The 17,286-nt window shown below is 67.1% G+C and carries 17 protein-coding genes; 7 read left to right on the forward strand and 10 right to left on the reverse strand.

The features are described from left to right. Positions 1-52 precede the first annotated feature (52 nt). Positions 53-1,210 (forward strand): AAA family ATPase, encoded by a 1,158-nt coding sequence (locus EO081_RS00670; protein WP_129340055.1) that lies wholly within the window; start codon positions 53-55, stop codon positions 1,208-1,210. Continuing rightward, positions 1,207-1,890, forward strand: coding sequence for a DUF4276 family protein (locus EO081_RS00675; protein ID WP_129340056.1), 684 nt, complete (start codon positions 1,207-1,209; stop codon positions 1,888-1,890). Before EO081_RS00670 ends, EO081_RS00675 begins: the two co-directional genes overlap by 4 nt. 292 nt (positions 1,891-2,182) lie before the next feature. Here the strand turns inward: EO081_RS00675 and EO081_RS00680 are convergent, their stop codons facing one another. Next, positions 2,183-2,752 (reverse strand): copper chaperone PCu(A)C, encoded by a 570-nt coding sequence (locus tag EO081_RS00680; protein ID WP_129340057.1) that lies wholly within the window; start codon positions 2,750-2,752, stop codon positions 2,183-2,185. Between the two features lie 182 nt (positions 2,753-2,934). On the opposite strand from EO081_RS00680, the gene dnaK reads away from it, so the two are divergent. Together dnaK and dnaJ are read left to right on the forward strand one after the other, a co-directional pair. Further along, positions 2,935-4,839, forward strand: a complete 1,905-nt coding sequence (dnaK, locus tag EO081_RS00685; protein WP_129340058.1) for a molecular chaperone DnaK — start codon at positions 2,935-2,937, stop codon at positions 4,837-4,839. A 109-nt stretch (positions 4,840-4,948) separates the two neighbouring features. Beyond that, entirely contained in the window at positions 4,949-6,067 is a 1,119-nt protein-coding gene (gene dnaJ, locus EO081_RS00690) for a molecular chaperone DnaJ (RefSeq protein WP_129340059.1), read from the forward strand. Here the strand turns inward: dnaJ and EO081_RS00695 are convergent, their stop codons facing one another. From EO081_RS00695 to EO081_RS00720, 6 genes are all read right to left on the reverse strand, one after another. Then, positions 6,068-6,475 (reverse strand): excalibur calcium-binding domain-containing protein, encoded by a 408-nt coding sequence (locus EO081_RS00695; protein ID WP_129340060.1) that lies wholly within the window; start codon positions 6,473-6,475, stop codon positions 6,068-6,070. A 98-nt stretch (positions 6,476-6,573) separates the two neighbouring features. Next, complete coding sequence (locus EO081_RS00700) at positions 6,574-7,968, reverse strand: L,D-transpeptidase scaffold domain-containing protein (protein WP_129340061.1); 1,395 nt, start codon at positions 7,966-7,968, stop codon at positions 6,574-6,576. Positions 7,969-7,985: 17 nt separating this feature from the next. Next, entirely contained in the window at positions 7,986-8,237 is a 252-nt protein-coding gene (locus EO081_RS00705; RefSeq protein ID WP_125962493.1) for a hypothetical protein, read from the reverse strand. Between the two features lie 200 nt (positions 8,238-8,437). Then, on the reverse strand, positions 8,438-9,280 hold the full coding sequence (locus EO081_RS00710) for a S1/P1 nuclease (protein WP_129340062.1): 843 nt from the start codon (positions 9,278-9,280) through the stop codon (positions 8,438-8,440). Between the two features lie 157 nt (positions 9,281-9,437). Continuing rightward, the gene (locus tag EO081_RS00715) at positions 9,438-10,220 is read right to left on the reverse strand and encodes an energy transducer TonB (protein ID WP_129340063.1); all 783 of its coding nucleotides are present in this window, start codon (positions 10,218-10,220) and stop codon (positions 9,438-9,440) included. Positions 10,221-10,273: 53 nt separating this feature from the next. Further along, a complete protein-coding gene (locus EO081_RS00720; protein ID WP_129341366.1) occupies positions 10,274-11,224 on the reverse strand; it encodes an isoaspartyl peptidase/L-asparaginase family protein in 951 nt (316 codons plus the stop codon). A gap of 334 nt (positions 11,225-11,558) precedes the next feature. Between EO081_RS00720 and ispG the strand changes: the two genes are divergently transcribed. Genes ispG through EO081_RS00735 form a run of 3 tightly spaced genes read left to right on the forward strand, consistent with a single transcriptional unit; the run spans position 11,559 to position 14,086 of the window. Further along, positions 11,559-12,683, forward strand: a complete 1,125-nt coding sequence (gene ispG, locus EO081_RS00725; RefSeq protein WP_129340064.1) for a flavodoxin-dependent (E)-4-hydroxy-3-methylbut-2-enyl-diphosphate synthase — start codon at positions 11,559-11,561, stop codon at positions 12,681-12,683. A 42-nt stretch (positions 12,684-12,725) separates the two neighbouring features. Further along, positions 12,726-13,622: a DMT family transporter gene (locus EO081_RS00730; RefSeq protein WP_129340065.1), complete on the forward strand. Its 897-nt coding sequence runs from the start codon at positions 12,726-12,728 to the stop codon at positions 13,620-13,622. Next, a complete protein-coding gene (locus EO081_RS00735) occupies positions 13,619-14,086 on the forward strand; it encodes a GNAT family N-acetyltransferase (RefSeq protein ID WP_129340066.1) in 468 nt (155 codons plus the stop codon). Before EO081_RS00730 ends, EO081_RS00735 begins: the two co-directional genes overlap by 4 nt. A gap of 118 nt (positions 14,087-14,204) precedes the next feature. On the opposite strand, the gene EO081_RS00740 is transcribed toward EO081_RS00735, so the two are convergent. Genes EO081_RS00740 through EO081_RS00750 form a run of 3 tightly spaced genes read right to left on the reverse strand, consistent with a single transcriptional unit; the run spans position 14,205 to position 17,258 of the window. Continuing rightward, positions 14,205-14,594: a response regulator gene (locus tag EO081_RS00740; protein WP_183947795.1), complete on the reverse strand. Its 390-nt coding sequence runs from the start codon at positions 14,592-14,594 to the stop codon at positions 14,205-14,207. Beyond that, positions 14,591-16,504, reverse strand: coding sequence for a PAS domain S-box protein (locus EO081_RS00745; protein ID WP_165284414.1), 1,914 nt, complete (start codon positions 16,502-16,504; stop codon positions 14,591-14,593). Before EO081_RS00745 ends, EO081_RS00740 begins: the two co-directional genes overlap by 4 nt. Beyond that, the gene (locus tag EO081_RS00750; RefSeq protein ID WP_276319814.1) at positions 16,497-17,258 is read right to left on the reverse strand and encodes a Crp/Fnr family transcriptional regulator; all 762 of its coding nucleotides are present in this window, start codon (positions 17,256-17,258) and stop codon (positions 16,497-16,499) included. The genes EO081_RS00745 and EO081_RS00750 overlap by 8 nt, the downstream gene beginning before the upstream one ends. Between the last annotated feature and the right edge of the window lie 28 nt (positions 17,259-17,286).

The raw sequence follows: 17,286 nt of genomic DNA on the forward strand, positions 1-17,286 counted from the left end.
GACCCCGCACGCAGAAAGGTATGGTTGGCTCCGAGAGGGATGAGTTCTGACAATGCATTTGCGCAACTATAAGTATTCCGAATTTCCTGGCATGCCGCAGGCCTGGGAGGTCGAGAAGTTCAGCCTCGATGAGGTCAATCTCCTCGTTGGGCAAAATGCTTCCGGTAAATCTCGGGTACTCAACACAATCGTGGCCTTGAGCATGTTTCTCGGTCGAGCGCAGCCTATGACATGGCGATCTGGTCATTGGGAACTCACGCTTTCCGATGAAACCAACGTTATGATCATCACGCTAGATGTGGAGGATGGGAAGGTCGTAGGTGAGCGTTTGACCTTGAACGGGAATGACAAGCTCCTTCGTGAAGGCGTGGGTGGCGGCTCTCTCTGGTATGAAAAGCAGCAGGAGATGGTAGAATTTGCCATCCCAGAGACGACCGTCGCAATGATTGCGCGCAGAGACTCGCTTCAGCACCCGTACCTTGAGCCACTTTTCGCGTGGGCTGAGCGAATTCGCTTCTACCACTTTAGCACTGACCTTGGTCGTCAGACGCTTCATCTTGTTAGTCCGGACACCAAGCCGTCGAACTTTGATGCTGACGGAGAAGTGAAGGCGGTGGTCGACCCCAACGCTGTCGTGGAGCAGTATAGCAGCGGGTACCAAAAGTTCAGTGATCCGTTTGATCATGCGATATTAGCCGACCTAGCTTCTATTGGGTACGATTGCGAGGACGTAGCTGCGGTGCACGCTGAAGGCATGCCGTTCATAGGCGGCAACCTGCCAATAATGCTGCAAGTGAAAGAGCGAGATCTTGCTGTTCCTACGACGCAGTTCAACATGTCAACCGGCATGTTCCGGGCGTTGGCTATCATAATACACCTAAACTACTCACTAATGAGCGGCATCAGAAGCACGATACTAATTGACGATATTGGCGAAGGGCTTGACTTCGCGAGATCTAAGAGCTTGATCAACCTTATCATAGACAAGTGCCGTGATTCCAAAGTTCAAATCATCATGACCTCTAACGACCGCTTTGTAATGAATGAGGTCTCCCTCGAATACTGGCATGTGCTAAGCCGGTCTGGAGGGACTGTTTCCATATTCGATAGGAACAATTCGCAGCGCGAATTTGAGAGCTTTAAATATCTGGGGTTGTCTAACTTTGACTTCTTTACCAGCGGAGCTTTTCGTGGACCGGTAATACATTGAAAAAAGTCGCAATATTCGTCGAGGGCCATACCGAGGCGGCATTCGTTCGTAAGCTAGTGATTCATGTTGCTGGCGCGCGCGGGGTGAACTTTATTTCCGAGGTGCAGCACGGGGGAGTGTTCGTCCAGCATTATCATGACCATAGTCCGGGGAATGATCTAGAGGTGCTGATAGCCAATTGCTGTAACGACGCTGCGGTGCTCACGTTCATACGTGAGCGATACGAGAAACTGGCGGCTGCTGGATATAGCTCGGTGTTGGGACTCCGTGATCTCTATCCGCTAACCCATCAAGAATTGCCCGCTCTGGAAGCCGGAATGCAAACGCGGGTTCCGGACGGTGACGTTCCCGTGCAGTTGGTCGTAGCAGTGGCAGAAGTTGAGGCGTGGTTTATCGAAGAGGTGACGCATTTCACGCGTATTGATCCGCTTCTGGACGATGAGAGTGTTCAGGTGGCTACGGGGTACTCCCTTAGCTCTAGGCTTGCAGAATCCCTCCCACATCCTGCTGAAACTCTGCATCAGGCCTATCAAGTGGCAGGTATGGCTTGGCGAAAGACATCAAGCCAGGTGGCAAGAACCGTAAGCAGCTTGGACTTTGGATTCATGCTGCAAGACGCTCGTAAGCATTCCCAAAGTATGGATCTCTTCCTATGCCACTTAGAAGAGGCATTTCAATAGAGCCGCCGCAGCCTGGAAAATGTAGCCTTAGACGACCTGCTTAATAGTCTCTCCCGTAGCGTAAACTCGGATCTAGGCCCGCTATAAGTTAGACGGCCAGATGAGGAGATGGGTTGAGAGCAGGAAAATGGGCCGGCTCAAGGGCAGTGTAAGCTTCTTCCCACAGAGCATTCTATTGAGGCTGTATCATTTGTCTGCTTCGCCACGAGGGCCAAGTATCTGTCGCTTGGCTGTCCACTCGTTGTCAGGTTGTCGCCACCTCTTGGTAGAGCAGCAACCGCGCAGACAGGTATCACTCCACCCCCGCATCCCCGGCCGCGACCGCCTTCGCCTGCGTCTCCAGCGTCCGCCCGTCCGCGAGCTCCAGCCGCAGCGGCACGCTCGCGCCGGGCGTCACCTTCGCGTCCATGTCGAACAGCATCAGGTGGCGGGCGCCGGGGGCGAGCTTGACCGTCTGGCCGGCGAGGATCGGGAGGGCTTGGAGCGGGCGCATGGTGGTGGCGCCGGACATGCCGGCCATCGCCGCGTGGCCGGCGTGGTCGGGCGCGCCGGGGGCGTCCATCTTCATGGTCTCGTGCAGCTCGGTGCGGGCGGCGGCGGGCGTGGTGACGGCGACCAGCGTCGCGTCCCCGGTGCCGCCGACCAGCGTCAGATAGCCGGCCGCCGGGCGGCCGGGGACGGCGGGGAGGCGGACCCAGGCCTTTTGCACCTGGGGCTCGGCGGGCGCTTGGGCGGTGCCGCAGGCGGCGAGCAGGGGAAGGGCGAAGAGGGAGAGGGCCGGCAGGGGGAGGGCTGGCAGCGGGAGCGCTCGGAGGCGCACGCGGGCGCAGCGGGCGAGGGCGGCGGCGATGGTGGCGGGCATGGTGTTTTCCCCCTTGGGCCGGGCGTCGGCCGCGACCGCTTCATTCGGGGAAACGGATAGGTTCCGCGAAATCTTGCGGCAAGCGGAACCCCACCTATATGCGCCAGCGTAACGACGCGTCGCCCAGGGACGGGGGCGCGTTTCCAATGGTTTGACACTCAGCCGGGGGCCTACGAGGGAATATGGCTAAAGTAATCGGGATCGATCTGGGTACCACCAACAGCTGCGTCGCTGTGATGGAAGGTGGTACGCCCAAGGTTATCGAGAACGCCGAGGGCGCGCGCACGACGCCGTCGATCGTCGCCTTCACCAAGGACGGGGAGCGCCTGATCGGCCAGCCGGCCAAGCGCCAGGCGGTCACCAACGGCGACAACACGATCTTTGCGGTGAAGCGCCTGATCGGCCGCCGCTTCGACGATCCGATCACCAAGAAGGACACCGAGCTGGTCCCGTACAGCATCGCACGCGGCCCGAACGGCGACGCGTGGGTGAAGGCGGGCGGCGAGGAATATTCGCCTTCGCAGATCTCGGCCTTCACGCTCCAGAAGATGAAGGAAACCGCCGAGAGCTATCTGGGCGAGACCGTGACGCAGGCCGTGATCACGGTGCCGGCGTACTTCAACGACGCGCAGCGCCAGGCGACCAAGGACGCCGGCAAGATCGCGGGCCTGGAAGTGCTGCGCATCATCAACGAGCCGACCGCGGCGGCGCTCGCGTACGGCCTCGACAAGGACAACAACAAGACCATCGCGGTCTATGACCTGGGCGGCGGCACGTTCGACATCTCGATCCTGGAGATCGGCGACGGGGTGTTCGAGGTGAAGGCCACCAACGGCGACACCTTCCTGGGCGGCGAGGACTTCGATTCCAAGGTCGTGCAGTTCCTGGCGGACGAGTTCAAGAAGGCCGAGGGCATCGACCTCACCAAGGACAAGCTGGCGCTCCAGCGGCTGAAGGAAGCGGCCGAGAAGGCGAAGATCGAGCTGAGCTCGGCGCAGTCGACCGAGGTCAACCTGCCCTTCATCACCGCGGACCAGAACGGGCCGAAGCACCTGGTGAAGACGATCAACCGCGCCGACCTGGAGCGGCTGGTCGACGATCTCATCCAGCGCACGCTGGAGCCGTGCCGCAAGGCGCTGGCCGACGCGGGCGTGAAGGCGAGCGCGATCGACGAGGTCGTGATGGTCGGCGGCATGACCCGCATGCCCAAGGTGCGTTCGGTCGTGAAGGACTTCTTCGGCAAGGAGCCGCACACCGGCGTCAACCCGGACGAGGTCGTGGCGATCGGTGCCGCGATCCAGGCGGGCGTGCTGCAGGGCGACGTCAAGGACGTGCTGCTGCTCGACGTGACCCCGCTGTCGCTGGGCATCGAGACGCTGGGCGGCATCATGACCAAGATGATCGACCGCAACACCACCATCCCGACCAAGAAGTCGCAGGTCTATTCGACCGCCGACGACAACCAGGGTGCGGTGACGATCCGCGTGTTCCAGGGCGAGCGCGAGATGGCGGCGGACAACAAGATGCTGGGCCAGTTCGACCTGGTCGGCATCCCGCCGGCGCCGCGCGGCGTGCCGCAGATCGAGGTCACCTTCGACATCGACGCGAACGGCATCGTCAACGTGTCAGCCAAGGACAAGGGCACGGGCAAGGAGCAGCAGATCCGCATCCAGGCCTCTGGCGGTCTCTCGGACAACGACATCGACCAGATGGTGCGTGATGCCGAGCAGTTCGCCGAGGAGGACAAGAAGCGCCGTGCCGCGGCCGAGGCGAAGAACAACGCCGAGAGCCTGATCCACACCACCGAGCGCCAGCTGGCCGACAATGGCGACAAGGTCGACGCGAGCCTGAAGAGCGAGATCGAGGGCAAGATCGCCGAGACCAAGGCGGCAGTGGAAAGCGGCGACGCCGACCAGATGACCACCAAGGCGCAGGAGCTCGCCCAGGTCGCGATGAAGCTGGGCCAGGCGATCTACGAGCAGCAGCAGCAGGCCGAGGCTTCGCCGGGTGCCGAGGGCGGTGCTGCCGCTCAGGACGACGATGTGGTCGACGCGGAATTCTCCGAAGTCGACGACAGCAAGAAGTAAGACGATGCCGGGGCGCGCCTGCTGGTGTGCCCCGGCCCTTGCGCCGGGGTACGCCAGTTAGCGTGCGCGCCGGCGCCTCCGGCTGCGACCGGCGGCAGATGGAAGCGGCATGAGCACCGAAGTCGACTATTACGAACTGCTCGGATGCGAGCGCACCGCCGATGGCGCGACGCTCAAGTCCGCCTATCGCAAGATGGCGATGCAGTATCACCCGGACAGGAACGCCGGGTGCAAGGACTCCGAGGCCAAGTTCAAGGCGGTGTCCGAAGCCTATGAGGTGCTGAAGGATCCGCAGAAGCGCGCGGCCTACGACCGCTACGGCCATGCCGCGTTTCGCCAGGGCGGCGGCGGCGGTGGCGGCGCGCAGGACTTCGGCGGCTTTTCCGACATCTTCGAAAGTGTGTTCGGCGAGTTCATGGGCGGTCGCGGCGGCGGCGGGCGCGCTGGCCCGCGCCGGGGTGCCGACCTGCGCTACGACATGGAAATCACGATCGACGAGGCGTTCCATGGCAAGGCGACCGAGATCACGGTCGACGTCTCCAGCGCCTGTGCGCCCTGCGGCGGCACGGGTGCCAAGCCGGGGACGGCGGCCAAGACCTGCACCACCTGCGCCGGCCACGGCAAGGTGCGCGCGCAGCAGGGCTTCTTCGTGGTCGAGCGCGCGTGCCCGACCTGCCATGGCGCCGGCCAGGTGATCAGCGACCCGTGCCCGGCCTGCCACGGCGAGGGCCGGGTCGAGCAGACCAAGACGCTGTCGGTCAACGTGCCGCCGGGCGTCGACGAGGGCACCCGCATCCGCCTGACCGGCGAGGGCGAGGCGGGCGCGCGTGGGGCGCCTGCGGGCGACCTCTACATCTTCATGCACGTGAAGCGGCACCCGCTGTTCGAGCGCGAGGGCACGACGCTCTACGCGCGCGCGCCGATCAGCTTCACCACGGCGGCGCTGGGCGGCGAGATCGAGATCCCGGGGCTGGACGGCGACGTCCGCACCGTCCGCATCCCGGCCGGCATCCAGTCCGGCCGCGAGCTGCGCCAGCGCGGGGCCGGCATGCCGGTGCTGCAGGGCCGCGGCTTTGGCGACCTGGTGGTCCGGGTCGAGGTGGAGACGCCGACGCGGCTGTCGTCCAAGCAGCGCGAGCTGCTGGAAGCGTTCCGCGAGACCGAGACCGGCGACGAGTGCCCCGAGAGCCAGGGCTTCTTTGCCAAGCTGAAGGCGGCGCTGGGCTGATCAGTGGCGGCGGCGGTGGCGGCGGAAGCTGTAGCCGCCGCCGCCGCTTCTGCCGTAGGATTCACAGGCGACCCCGTCGCGGTCGCCGTCCATCTCCGGGCGATAGCCGGGGGAGCCGCGGTGGATCGGCGCGGCACCCGCGGCGCGCGCCTCGTTGCAGCCGCGGAAATACACCGAGCGCTCGGCCGCTTCGGGATCCTGCACGTCCGGGGAGGGTGCGGACCGGGGAGAGGTTTGCGCCCACAGCCGCTGGAGGCCTGGGGTCGCGATCCAGGTCGCGGCGAACACCAGCGCGCAGCCGCCCGCGACGATTGCCGGATAGCCCAGACGCCGTGCGGAGGCGCGGCGCGAGCCGAACGAGCCCGGGGCGGTCTGCCCCTGCCGCAGATGCGGGAAGCGATTGCTCATGCCGGCAGGGTGGCAGGCGGAAGTTGCCAGGGTGCTAACAGGCGGCGGCGCGGCGGGCGGTCCGCGCGGGCGCGCCGGAGCCGCCCGCCCGACAATCGTCAGCCGCGGGTGTCGCGGCCGTAGACGTCGGGGAGGAAGGCGACGCCCTTGGGCGCGGCGGTGGCGGTGAAATAGGTGAGGTAGACGGGCACCGCCTGGGGCAAGGGCGCGGCCTGCTCCGGCTTTTTGGCTACGGTGGTGATCGGCTTGCCGAGCAGCCATTTGCCGAGCGTCGGGGCATCCTCCAGCCGCACGCAGCCGTTGCTGAAGTGCCGCGCGGGCTTCTTCATCAGCGCCTTCTCGTTGGTGTCGTGCAGGTAGATGCCGAGGTCGTTGGGGAACATGAACTTCACCCGGCCCATCGAGTTGGCGGGTCCGGGCAGCTGGCGCACGCGCACTTCCTGCTGGCCGGCGGCGACGGCGTGCCAGTCGATCGCCTTGGGGTCGAGCCTGGTGGCGTTCTCGCTCCAGTCGGACAGCGCCTCGAACCGCATGGCGGTGAGCGACTGACCGGCGAGCACCTTGGGCGCGATCTTCTTTTGGACGAGGTCGGTCGGCACGTTCCAATAGGGGTTCAGGATCGCGTAGCGCACCATGCCGGCGAGCATCGGCGTCTGCGTCTGCGGCGTGCCGACGACGACGCGCATGGTGCCCACCTGCTTGCCGCCCTGGTAGAAATAGAGGCGTGCCGAGGCGGCATCGACGACGATGTGGCGGGTCCAGGCGCCGGGCAGCAGGCGCGCGCGATCGAGGTTGATGCGCAGGCGCGCGCGGTCGTCCGGGGACAGGCCCGGGGTCGCCAGCAGCGTGCGCAGGCGGACGTAATGCGGGCTCATCCAGCCCATGTCGCGGATGTAGCTCCCGAACGACTTGGTGAGCACCGCCGCGCGCAGCACGTTCTCGGCCTTGAGCTTGCGCGGCTTCACCTCGTCGTCGAGGTAGGTCATGCCCGTGTCGCGCGGGCGGCGGACATCCGCCACATAGTCGGCAAGCGCGCGCGAGAGCGCGAGTTCGGCCTGGGCGACGGCGACGGGGTCGCCGCTGCGCGCCGCGGCCACCGCCTTGCGCAGCCCCTCCGGCCCGTAGCTGTTGGGGCGCAGGCCATCGAGGTCTGCGGTCTCGATCATGTCGACGAAGGCGTCGGCCTCCGGGCCCAGCCGGCCGCTCGCCGCCCAGATCGGCCAGAAGCCGCGATCGGCGTAGAAGCCCTTGACCTTGCCGCCGGCCTGCTCGCGGATCTGCACCGCGACGGCGCGGGTGGCGGGGGTCGCCTCCGGCTCGCTGGGCGCGGGCTTCGCCGCCGCCTTTTTGGGCGCCGGCTTCCTTGCGGCGGACTTCCTAGCGGGGGCGGACTTCTTTGCCTGGGCATAGGCGCGCGCGTCCCCAGTCGGGGCGAGTCCGGTCCCGGCGGTGGCGATCAGAAGCAGAATGGCGGGGATGCGGCAGTGCCGCATCCCCCGGTCGAGACGGATCAGCCGCGTTCTCCCCGCGGGGTGGGCGGCGGCGGCGGCGGGGGCGGCGGTGCCGGCGGCGCGAGCGGGTGATAGATGCCGTCCGAGGTGTAATAGCCGTCGATGATGCCGTCGCCGTCACGATCGGCAGCGACGCTACCCGAAACCGCGCCCGGCGGCGGCGGCGGGGTGGTGGCGACAGGCGGGTCCTTGGAACAGGCGGCGAGCGACGCAGCGCCTGCGGCCAAGAGAATCATGGAACGGATACGCATCTTCATCCTCCCTTTAAGGACCGGTCGGCGCTCCCTGCGCCGCCCGAAGAGCCCCGTGAAACGGGCCTTTCAAAGGCGTCTCCCCGCCTGAACGGAAGGTGAAGCCACCGAGGCCCACAGCGGCCAGCCGTTCCACCGGTGCGGCAGTCGCCATGGGAGAGAAGAACGCCCGTCCGTGAAACGGGATCCGGATGCGTGGTTCAGCCGAGCGCCTCGTCCAGCAGTCGGGCGAGGCGGAGGCCGCCGCGCTCGACCTGCAGCTTAGCGACCGGCAGGAGCCGGTCGATGGTAGCCTGGTCGAGCGTCACCCGGCCTTCCGGCACCGGCCCGCAGGCGTCGCCGCCGAAGGCACTGGCATAGGCGTAGTCGCGGCTGATCTCCCAGCTCTGGCGGCTCCAGTCCTCGACGCTGCCGCCGCCGAGGATCGAACGCTCCTGGGCGGTGTAGGTGCGGAAGATCGAGGGCGGGGTGGAGACCGCGCGCTCGGTGAGCGGGCCGTCCCAGACACTGTGGAGGTTGAAGCGATCCGGCCCGTAGATGCCGTAGCGGGCCTTGACGCGGTTGCCGCCCAGGTCGCCGCGGTCGCCGGCGTGGAGCGGCATGTGCAGGTCGCCGACGAAGTGGATCAGGAACACCAGCGCCTGCACCCGCTCGCGGACCGGGACCTTGGGGTCCTGGAGCAGCTTCATGTCACGGGTGATCTGCGCCGACACGCAATTGCCGTCCTTGCACGCCGACTTGAGATCGAACGGCTTGCACACGTCGACGTTCTGATAGTGCCAGGAAAAGGCGTAGCTGAACCGTTCGCCCAACGGCTTGACGCAATCGGGCCAGACGCTCGCTTCCTCGATGGTGCGGGCGGGGCAGGTGGGCGTCTCCAGCAGCTTCTGCTGGCGCAGCAGCGCGTCGATCTTCGCGCGCGTGGTGGGGGAGACGTTGCGATAGGCGATCGCGGCGACGCTTTCATGCCCATATTCCCAATAGGCCTGGGCGGGCGAGGCGACGAAGACGAGGGCGAGCGCGAAGAGGAGGCGGCGAATCATGGCGCCGCTGTAGGGCGAGAGGCGCTGAAATAGAACCATTCGTGCCGAGCTGGGGCGGAGCCTGTCGAGGACCCGTGTCCAGGGACCGCTGCGGCCTTCGCTATTTCGACTTCGCTCAATGGCACCTCAGGACGAACGCGGAGACCTGCATTGCCGCTCAACGGCCTGGTTCCGGGTGCGGGATCCAGCTGTGGTTCTCGATGATCGTCGATGCGACCGGGCGGCCTTCGGCATCGCGGGACGGGTGGAAGCGGAAGCGACGCTGGATCGTCCGGCAGGTCAGCGAGTCGAGTTGGGGATAGCCGCTCGAGGTGACGATTTCGCAGTCGCCGACGCGTCCGTTGACCTCGACCACATAGCGGACCTCCACCGTGCCACCGAGCCCGGCCGCCCACAGCGCCTCCGGGTAGTCGGCATCGCTCAGGTCGCCGCTGCGCCAGCGGGGCGGGGTCTCACCTGCGCCGCCACCGCCGCCGCCGTCGCCATCCCCGCCGGCGCCGCTGCCGGTGCCATTCCCCACGCCGCCGCTGCCGGTGCCGGGACCCCTGATCGGGGCGGCGCCGGTGTTCGCCTGGCTGCCGGTGCCGGCGAGCTCGGCGGTGACCATCGGCGGCGACTGGAGGACGATCGGCACCGGTGGGGCGACGATCTCGGTCGCCTTGCCCCGCAGGTTGGCGGGGGAGGCGGCACCCTCCGGCCGGGGCGCTGTGGCGCGCTTGGGCGCTTCGCGCACTTCGCGCTTCGGCCGGGAGCGGACGGGCGGGGTCGGCTCGGGTTCAGGGGTGGGGAGGATTCCGAAGACGCTGGGCGCGCGCTCCGCAAGCTGGCGCACGTCGACGGAGAGCCCCGCGACAAGGGCGGCGCCGAGCCCCAGCGACACCGCCATCGCCGCGACGGCGCCGCGGGCGCGCTCAGCCGGAGTGCTGCGAAACGCTTCCATGCCGCCCCATGTGGGCGTCCCGGCCGCCGCGGCAAGGCGGCCGGGGCGGGCGATCAGCCCTCGTCGCCGTAGATCGCGACGATGCGCTTGCCGCCGGCCGCGACCTTGCCCCGGTACATGCCCGGCGTGTTGAAGCTCCAGCTCGCCTCGCCGTTGGGGCCGGTGACGATGACGCCGCCGGTGCCGCCCAGCGCCTGCGTCTCCGCCATCACCGTGTCGGCGGCCTGTTGCAGGCTCTCGCCCTTGAACCGGATGCGGGCGCAGATCTCGTGCGCGACGCCCTCGCGGATGAAGAACTCGCCCGCGCCCGTGGCGGAGACGGCGCAGGCGCGGTCGTCGGCATAGGTGCCCGCACCGATCAGCGGCGAATCGCCGACGCGGCCCCAGCGCTTGCCGGTGACGCCGCCGGTCGAGGTGGCGGCGGCGACATGGCCGGCCTGGTCGCGCGCGACCGCGCCGACGGTGCCGTACTTCATGTCGACGTCGAACCAGCCGAGCTTCTTGGCCTTGAGCTCATCGAGCTGGCGGCGGCGTTCGTCGGTCGCGAACCAGCTGGGATCGACCTGCTCCAGCCCCTGTTCGGTCGAGAAGATGTCGGCGCCCTTGCCGGCGAGCAGCACGTGCGGGCTCTTTTCCATCACCGCGCGGGCGAGGCTGACGGGGTGGCGGGTGCGGGTGACGCCGGCGACCGCACCAGCGGCGCGGGTCGAGCCGTCCATGATCGCGGCGTCGAGCTCGTTGGTGCCTTCATAGGTGAAGACGGCACCGCGGCCCGCATTGAAGCTGGGATCGTCCTCCAGCACGTGGATCGCGGCTTCCACCGCATCGACGGCGCTGCCGCCCTTCGCAAGCACGGCTTCGCCGGCGGCGAGCGCGGCGTCGAGGCCGGCGCGGGCGGCGGCCTCGCGTTCGGGCGTCATGCGGGCGCGCTCGATCACGCCGGCGCCGCCGTGGATCACCAGCGACCAGGCGGGCTTCTGCTCGGCGGCGGCGGGAGAGGACATCAACAGGGCTCCGATCAACAGGGCTAGGCGCATCGTGCGGCTCCAGAAGGACGGGTGGCTGTAGCGCAGGATGCATCCGGGCAGAAGCGGTGGCGGCATTCCGGTACCCCGAACCCGTACCCCGGCGAAGGCCGGGGTCCAGTTGGGAAGCCAGGGTTAGGAGCCTCGAACGTCCCCCACCTGGGCCCCGGCCTACGCCGGGGTACGCAAAAGGGTTTGGGCAGGGCTGGTTCTCCCCAGCACCCCGATGCCGCGGCGGACGCCCTGCCTTCCGCCTGCCGCAGTGCGCCGCTATATGGGGCATAGCCCCGACAGCCTCTGCGAGAAGAACCTCATGTCCGTCCGCCCCTGGCGCGATATCGTCCGCCGTCCGAGCCGCCAGATCATGGTCGGCAACGTGCCCGTCGGCGGCGATGCCCCGGTGACGGTGCAGACGATGACCAATACGCCGACGCCGGACGTGCGCGCGACCGTGGACCAGATCCGCCGCTGCGAAGAGGCGGGGGTCGACATCATCCGCGTGTCCTGCCCCGACGTGGAATCGAGCACCGCGCTCAAGCAGATCGTGCGCGCGTCGCGGGTGCCGATCGTCGCGGACATCCATTTCCACTACAAGCGCGCGCTGGAAGCCGCCGACGCGGGTGCCGCCTGCCTGCGCATCAACCCGGGCAACATCGGCTCGTCGGAGCGGGTGGCCGAGGTGGTCCGCGCCGCCAAGGCAAACGGCTGCGCGATCCGCATCGGCGTCAACGCCGGCTCCCTGGAAAAGGACTTGCTGGAGAAGTACGGCGAGCCGTGCCCGGAGGCGCTGGTCGAAAGTGCGCTCGACCACATCAAGCTGCTCCAGGACCATGACTTCCACGAATACAAGGTGGCGGTGAAGGCGTCGGACGTGTTCCTGGCGGTCGCCGCCTATCAGGGGCTGGCCGAGGCGACCGACTGCCCGCTGCACCTGGGCATCACCGAGGCGGGCGGCCTGATCGGCGGCACCGTCAAGTCGTCGATCGGCATCGGATCGCTGTTGTGGTTCGGCATCGGCGACACCATCCGCGTGTCGCTCTCGGCCGAGCCGGAAGAGGAAGTGCGCGTCGGCTTCGAGATCCTGAAGGCGCTGGGCATCCGCAACCGCGGCGTGCGCGTGGTGTCGTGCCCGTCGTGCGCGCGCCAGGGCTTCGACGTGATCCGCACCGTCCAGAAGCTGGAGGAGCGGCTGCAGCACATCCGCACGCCGATGTCGCTGTCGGTGCTCGGCTGCGTGGTAAACGGCCCCGGCGAGGCGCGCGAGACCGACATCGGCATCACCGGCGGCGGCAACGGCCGCCACATGGTCTATCTGTCGGGCGTCACCGACCACCATGTCGAGGACGCCGACATGGTCGACCACATCGTCCGGCTGGTCGAGGCCAAGGCCGCCGAGATCGAGGCGCAGGCCGCGGCGCTGGAGCAGGCGGCGGAGTAAGCGGCTGGACGCGGCGGGCGTTTGCTGCGCATCGAGCCGGCCATGACCCGGAGCCACACCCCGCCCGCCGTTGCCTTTGCGGCGGCATCGGCGGGCATCGCCATCTATTCGTGCATGGACGCCCTGATGAAGGGGCTGAGCATCGCCAGCGGTGCGTACAGCGCCGTCCTGTGGCGCTCGGTCGCGGGCGTGCTGCTGACGGGCGCGGTATTCCTGGCGCGGCGGCAGCGCTGGCCGGCGCGCAAGGCGCTCAGGCTGCATGTCGTGCGCGGGCTCGCCGCCGGCCTTTCGGTGCTGCTGTTCTTCTGGGGGCTGGTGCGCGTGCCGATGGCGCAGGGGGTGGCGCTCACCTTCCTGTCGCCGCTGATCGCGCTGTTCCTGGCGGCGGCGTTGCTTGGCGAGCGGATCCGGCGTGCCGCAATCCTGGGATCGGTGGTGGCGGCCGTGGGGGTGCTGGTGATCGCGCTGGGCCAGGCGCAGGCGGGCGCCTCGGCCGATGTGGTGCTGGGCGCGCTCGCGATCGTGCTCGCCTCGGTGCTCTACGCCTATAGTCTCATTCTGCTGCGCCGGCAGGCACAGCTCGCCGACCCGCTGGAGGTGACGCTGTTCACCAGCCTGGTGATCGGCGTGCTTCTGGCGCTGGGAGCACCCTGGCTGGCGACCTGGCCGGCGAGCGACCAGCTGGTGCCGATCGTCGGCTCGGCGATTCTGGGGTCGATCTCGGCGCTGCTGCTCGCCTGGTCCTATGGCCGGGCGGAGGCGCAGGTGCTGGCACCCGTCGAATACACCGCCTTTGTCTGGGCGGCGCTGCTCGGCTACCTCGTGTTCGACGAGCGGGTGTCGCCGTTCACCGTCGCGGGTGCGCTGCTGATCGTCGGCGGCTGCCTGGTCGCGGTGCGCGGCGCCGCCCCGGTTTCCCAGAGCGAGGCAGGCGCATGATCGCGATCCGAACCGCCACTCCGGACGACGCGGGGCTGATCTTCGGCTTCGTGCGCGATCTCGCGCGCCACGAGGACGCCGAGGACAAGCTGGTCGCGACCGAGGCGCTGCTGCGCCGGGCGCTCGAGGAGCGCGGGGTCGAGGCGGCGATCGCCGAGCAGGACGGACAAGCGGTGGGCACCGCGCTGTTCTTTCACAAGCATTCGACCTGGAGCGGCTGGAACGGCCTGTATCTGGAGGACCTGTACGTCGCGCCCGAAGCGCGCGGCTCCGGCGCGGGCCGGGCGCTGCTCGCCCATGTCGCGGCGGTCGGCGTCGCGCGCGGGTGCACGCGTGTCGAATGGGCGGTGAGCGACACCAACGCCGCCGCCGCCGGCTTCTACCGGAGTCTCGGCGCCGAGCCGATGCCGTGGCGCATCTACCGGGTTTCGGGCGAGGCGCTGTCCCGGCTGGCCGGGGAGTGACCCTCCAGGCCGTAAACCGGGACGTGATCGCTTCCGGATCGTGCGCGGAGCGTCGGGGAGCTCGCCTATCCGCTGCTCTAAAGCAAACGGCCGCCGACCGTCGGGAGGTGGAGGCGCTTCAACCGTTTGCCTCGGTCTGTCCCGCCACCAGGCGCGCCATGGTCGCGACGAGTTGCCGCTCGCGCAACGGCTTTTCCAAGCGGACAGCGTGCGAGAGATCGCCAGGGATGACTGCTTCGTCATAGCCGGTGACGAAGACGAACGGTACGCGCCGATCCGCCAGGGCACGGGCCAAGTCGAAGCTGGGGCCGGCGCCGAGATTGATATCCACTACTGCTGCGTCGAGTTCACCGGACGCGAAGAGATCCTCCTCCCGGCATGATCGCCCGAATGGCCCGACCACGGTTGCGCCGGCCTTTTCGAGCAGCGCCTTCTCGTCATCCGCGAGGTAAAAGTCGTCCTCAAGGATGAGAATGCGCTTATCCATAAGCGGCCGCTCATGCGTCATGACGATTTCTCCCGCCCGTCGTCGGTTTGCAGGATGCTGGGGATGTCCTCGAGCGGGAATTCGAGAGTCGCGACGAGCCCCGTCGGCCTGAACTCCATCGTGCCCGTTCCCTGTAGTTCATAGGGCACCCGCTGCGTGATGAGCTCCGTCCCGAAGCCCTGACGGCTGGGCGCGCCGTCTATGCTGACGCCGAGTTCCGACCAGATCAGGCTGAGCAGGGGCTTCCCTTCACCACCAAGCAGCGCCCACCGCACATCGATCCAGCCGTGCTCCCCGCTCAGAGCGCCATATTTGACGGCATTCGTCGCCAGCTCGTGGAGAGCAAGGCCGAGCACCTCCGCCGCCTTCGGAGGTAGCGATACGTCCGGTCCCGTGATCCTGTATTGCTCCGGCTGCGCCGCCTGCATCTCTAACTCGTCCAGAAGCAGGTTCTGGAGATCGACAGCTGCATTCACGTCGCGGGTCAGCAGTGCTTGAGTCCGCGCCATTGCGCTGATCCGTCCTTCGAAATGCTGCACATAGTCATCCACCGTCTCTGCGGTTTCCCCCGTGCGCCGCGCGACCGAGCGAAGCATGGCCATGATGTTGCGCACCCGGTGCTGCAACTCGGCGAGCAAGATGTTTTGACGCTCCTCCGCCCTCCGTCGCTCGGTCACGTTCTGGCCGATCTTGAGGAAGCCGGTCAGCTCGCCATCTTCGTCCCGAAGTGCGCTCGCGATCCCTTCGATGAAGATGCGCTTGCCGTCCTTTCGGAAGTGCCAGCGCACGTCCGGAACCCGGCCGTCCCGCGCCGCGGCGTCCCGCTCTTCCGCCGCTTTACCTCCAGCGCGGTCCTCGGGTGTGAAGGTGATCTCGGCAAACTGTCCCACCGCTTCCGCTTCCGTCCAGCCGAACACGGCGGCGGCGCCATCATACCAGCGGTCGATCCTGCCATCGGGATCGGTAGTGAAGATCGCATAATCGCGGGTATTCTCGACGATCAGGCCGAACCGTTCCTCGCTCGAGCGCCGCCGCTCTTCGCTCTCGCGCAGTTCGGTCACGTCATGGCTGATGCCGCCGATGATCGGGATGCTGCCGGTGCCGTCGGCAATCGGGAAATCGGTGTTGCGGAGCCGGCGGGTCGTGCCGTCGCTCGGCCGCCGAATGCGATATTCGAAGGTGACGTGCTGGCCCGCTCGGACCTTCTCGATCGCCTGCTGCGCGTGCTCCCGGTCCTCCGGGACGATCAGGTCGAGCCAGCTGCGGTAATTGTCGCCCTTGAGCGCCTCCTCCCGACTGAGGCCGTAGATCGTCTCAAAGGCGGGAGTCAGATAAACCCATTGCAGTGTCTCGGCATGTCGAATCCACAAAATGTCGTGCGCCGCCTCCCCGAATTGCCTGAGCCTTTCCTCGCTCTCGCGCAGCGCCGCCTGGGTGGCGCGCAGACCGGCGGCGTCCTCCTCCGCATCGACCCGCCGGGTGACGTCGGCCCAGGAGAGGAAGTGGTGGAGCGTCCTGCCGTCATCGGCCTTGAAGGCGCTCAGGAGGACCGTCGCGACGAACCGGCGGCCGTCCTTGGCATATTGGACGGTCTCTACAACGCCGTCCTGGTCGGCCTCCAAGATCCGGCGGAACCGCTCGGCATCTTCGGGGTCCGTGTCCGGACCGTTCATGAAGTGGGGCTGCTGACCCAGCACCTCGTCCATCGAATAGCCGGTAAGGTCGAGGAAGGACGGGTTGGCGAACACAATGGGATTGCCGGGAAGCGTCGGATCCGTCAGCGCCATTGCCATGCGGGTGGCGCGCACCGCCTCGACGAAGATGCCGCCGCGCTGCCGCAAACGCTCGATCGATCCTTCCGCAACGTCACGCGCATCGGTGCGCGGCTTGTCGCGCTCGAATTCATTGGGCGAGGCGCGAGACTCAGTCATTGGCGTCGAGATGCCGCCCTTCATGATCCAGGTGCAGATAGTTCGGGTTGAACATGGCTACCCCCATCAACGCATCAAGATCGGGAATGATCAGCCGGCGCTGCGTTAATTCGATCAGCCCCTCGCGCCGCAGTTCCTGGAGGGTCCGGTTCACATGCACAGAGGTGAGGCCCGTCGCCTCCGCGATGTCGGCCTGGGTCAACGGAAAGTCGCAGGCGTTGCCTTCCGTCAGCCTCACCGCCCGCAGGCGCAGGAACAACTCGGTCAGGAGATGCGCAATCCGCTCGCGGGCGCTGCGCTGTCCGACATTCAGCAGCCATTCGCGCTGGATCGAGGCGTTGACCAGTTCGTGCCAGAGCAAGGCCTGGGAGATGCGCGGCCGCTCATCGATCAGTCGCTCCATCTCGTCGGGCGCGATCTCCGCGTAGAGCACGCGGGTGATCGCGCTGAGCGAATGGTCCATCTCCTTCAGGATGTAGACGTTGAGGTCGCAGAAATCGCCAGGCACGAAGAAGCCGACGATCTGCCGCCGCCCATCCGGCAGGTCCTTGTAGCGGCAGGCCCAGCCGCTGAGGATCAGGCGCACGGCCTTGGGTTGCTCGCCTTCGCGGATCAGGTCGCGGCGCGGCTGCGCCTCCTGCGTCTGAAGATGACCAAGCGCTGCGAGTGCCTCCCGGTCGAAGCTCGAAAGTCGCGTAAATGCCTGCAGCTTGAGAAACAAACGCTCTGCCGCAGAAGAACTTTTTGCAGGCACTGGCGTAGCTCCCGGCAGCGAATGCGTC

Origin of the sequence: Sphingomonas desiccabilis (assembly GCF_004135605.1) — a bacterium.
In the GTDB taxonomy this organism is placed as follows: Bacteria; Pseudomonadota; Alphaproteobacteria; order Sphingomonadales; family Sphingomonadaceae; genus Sphingomonas; species Sphingomonas desiccabilis.

What these genes read in the sequence shown, in the direction of transcription:
- EO081_RS00670 (WP_129340055.1), top strand. Translation starts at nt 53, where the DNA reads ATGCATTTGCGCAACTATAAGTATTCCGAATTTCCTGGCATGCCGCAG.
- EO081_RS00680 (WP_129340057.1), bottom strand. Translation starts at nt 2,752, where the DNA reads ATGCCCGCCACCATCGCCGCCGCCCTCGCCCGCTGCGCCCGCGTGCGC.
- dnaK (WP_129340058.1), top strand. Translation starts at nt 2,935, where the DNA reads ATGGCTAAAGTAATCGGGATCGATCTGGGTACCACCAACAGCTGCGTC.
- dnaJ (WP_129340059.1), top strand. Translation starts at nt 4,949, where the DNA reads ATGAGCACCGAAGTCGACTATTACGAACTGCTCGGATGCGAGCGCACC.
- EO081_RS00695 (WP_129340060.1), bottom strand. Translation starts at nt 6,475, where the DNA reads ATGAGCAATCGCTTCCCGCATCTGCGGCAGGGGCAGACCGCCCCGGGC.
- EO081_RS00700 (WP_129340061.1), bottom strand. Translation starts at nt 7,968, where the DNA reads ATGCGGCACTGCCGCATCCCCGCCATTCTGCTTCTGATCGCCACCGCC.
- EO081_RS00705 (WP_125962493.1), bottom strand. Translation starts at nt 8,237, where the DNA reads ATGCGTATCCGTTCCATGATTCTCTTGGCCGCAGGCGCTGCGTCGCTC.
- EO081_RS00710 (WP_129340062.1), bottom strand. Translation starts at nt 9,280, where the DNA reads ATGATTCGCCGCCTCCTCTTCGCGCTCGCCCTCGTCTTCGTCGCCTCG.
- EO081_RS00715 (WP_129340063.1), bottom strand. Translation starts at nt 10,220, where the DNA reads ATGGAAGCGTTTCGCAGCACTCCGGCTGAGCGCGCCCGCGGCGCCGTC.
- EO081_RS00720 (WP_129341366.1), bottom strand. Translation starts at nt 11,224, where the DNA reads ATGTCCTCTCCCGCCGCCGCCGAGCAGAAGCCCGCCTGGTCGCTGGTG.
- ispG (WP_129340064.1), top strand. Translation starts at nt 11,559, where the DNA reads ATGTCCGTCCGCCCCTGGCGCGATATCGTCCGCCGTCCGAGCCGCCAG.
- EO081_RS00730 (WP_129340065.1), top strand. Translation starts at nt 12,726, where the DNA reads ATGACCCGGAGCCACACCCCGCCCGCCGTTGCCTTTGCGGCGGCATCG.
- EO081_RS00735 (WP_129340066.1), top strand. Translation starts at nt 13,619, where the DNA reads ATGATCGCGATCCGAACCGCCACTCCGGACGACGCGGGGCTGATCTTC.
- EO081_RS00740 (WP_183947795.1), bottom strand. Translation starts at nt 14,594, where the DNA reads ATGACGCATGAGCGGCCGCTTATGGATAAGCGCATTCTCATCCTTGAG.
- EO081_RS00745 (WP_165284414.1), bottom strand. Translation starts at nt 16,504, where the DNA reads ATGACTGAGTCTCGCGCCTCGCCCAATGAATTCGAGCGCGACAAGCCG.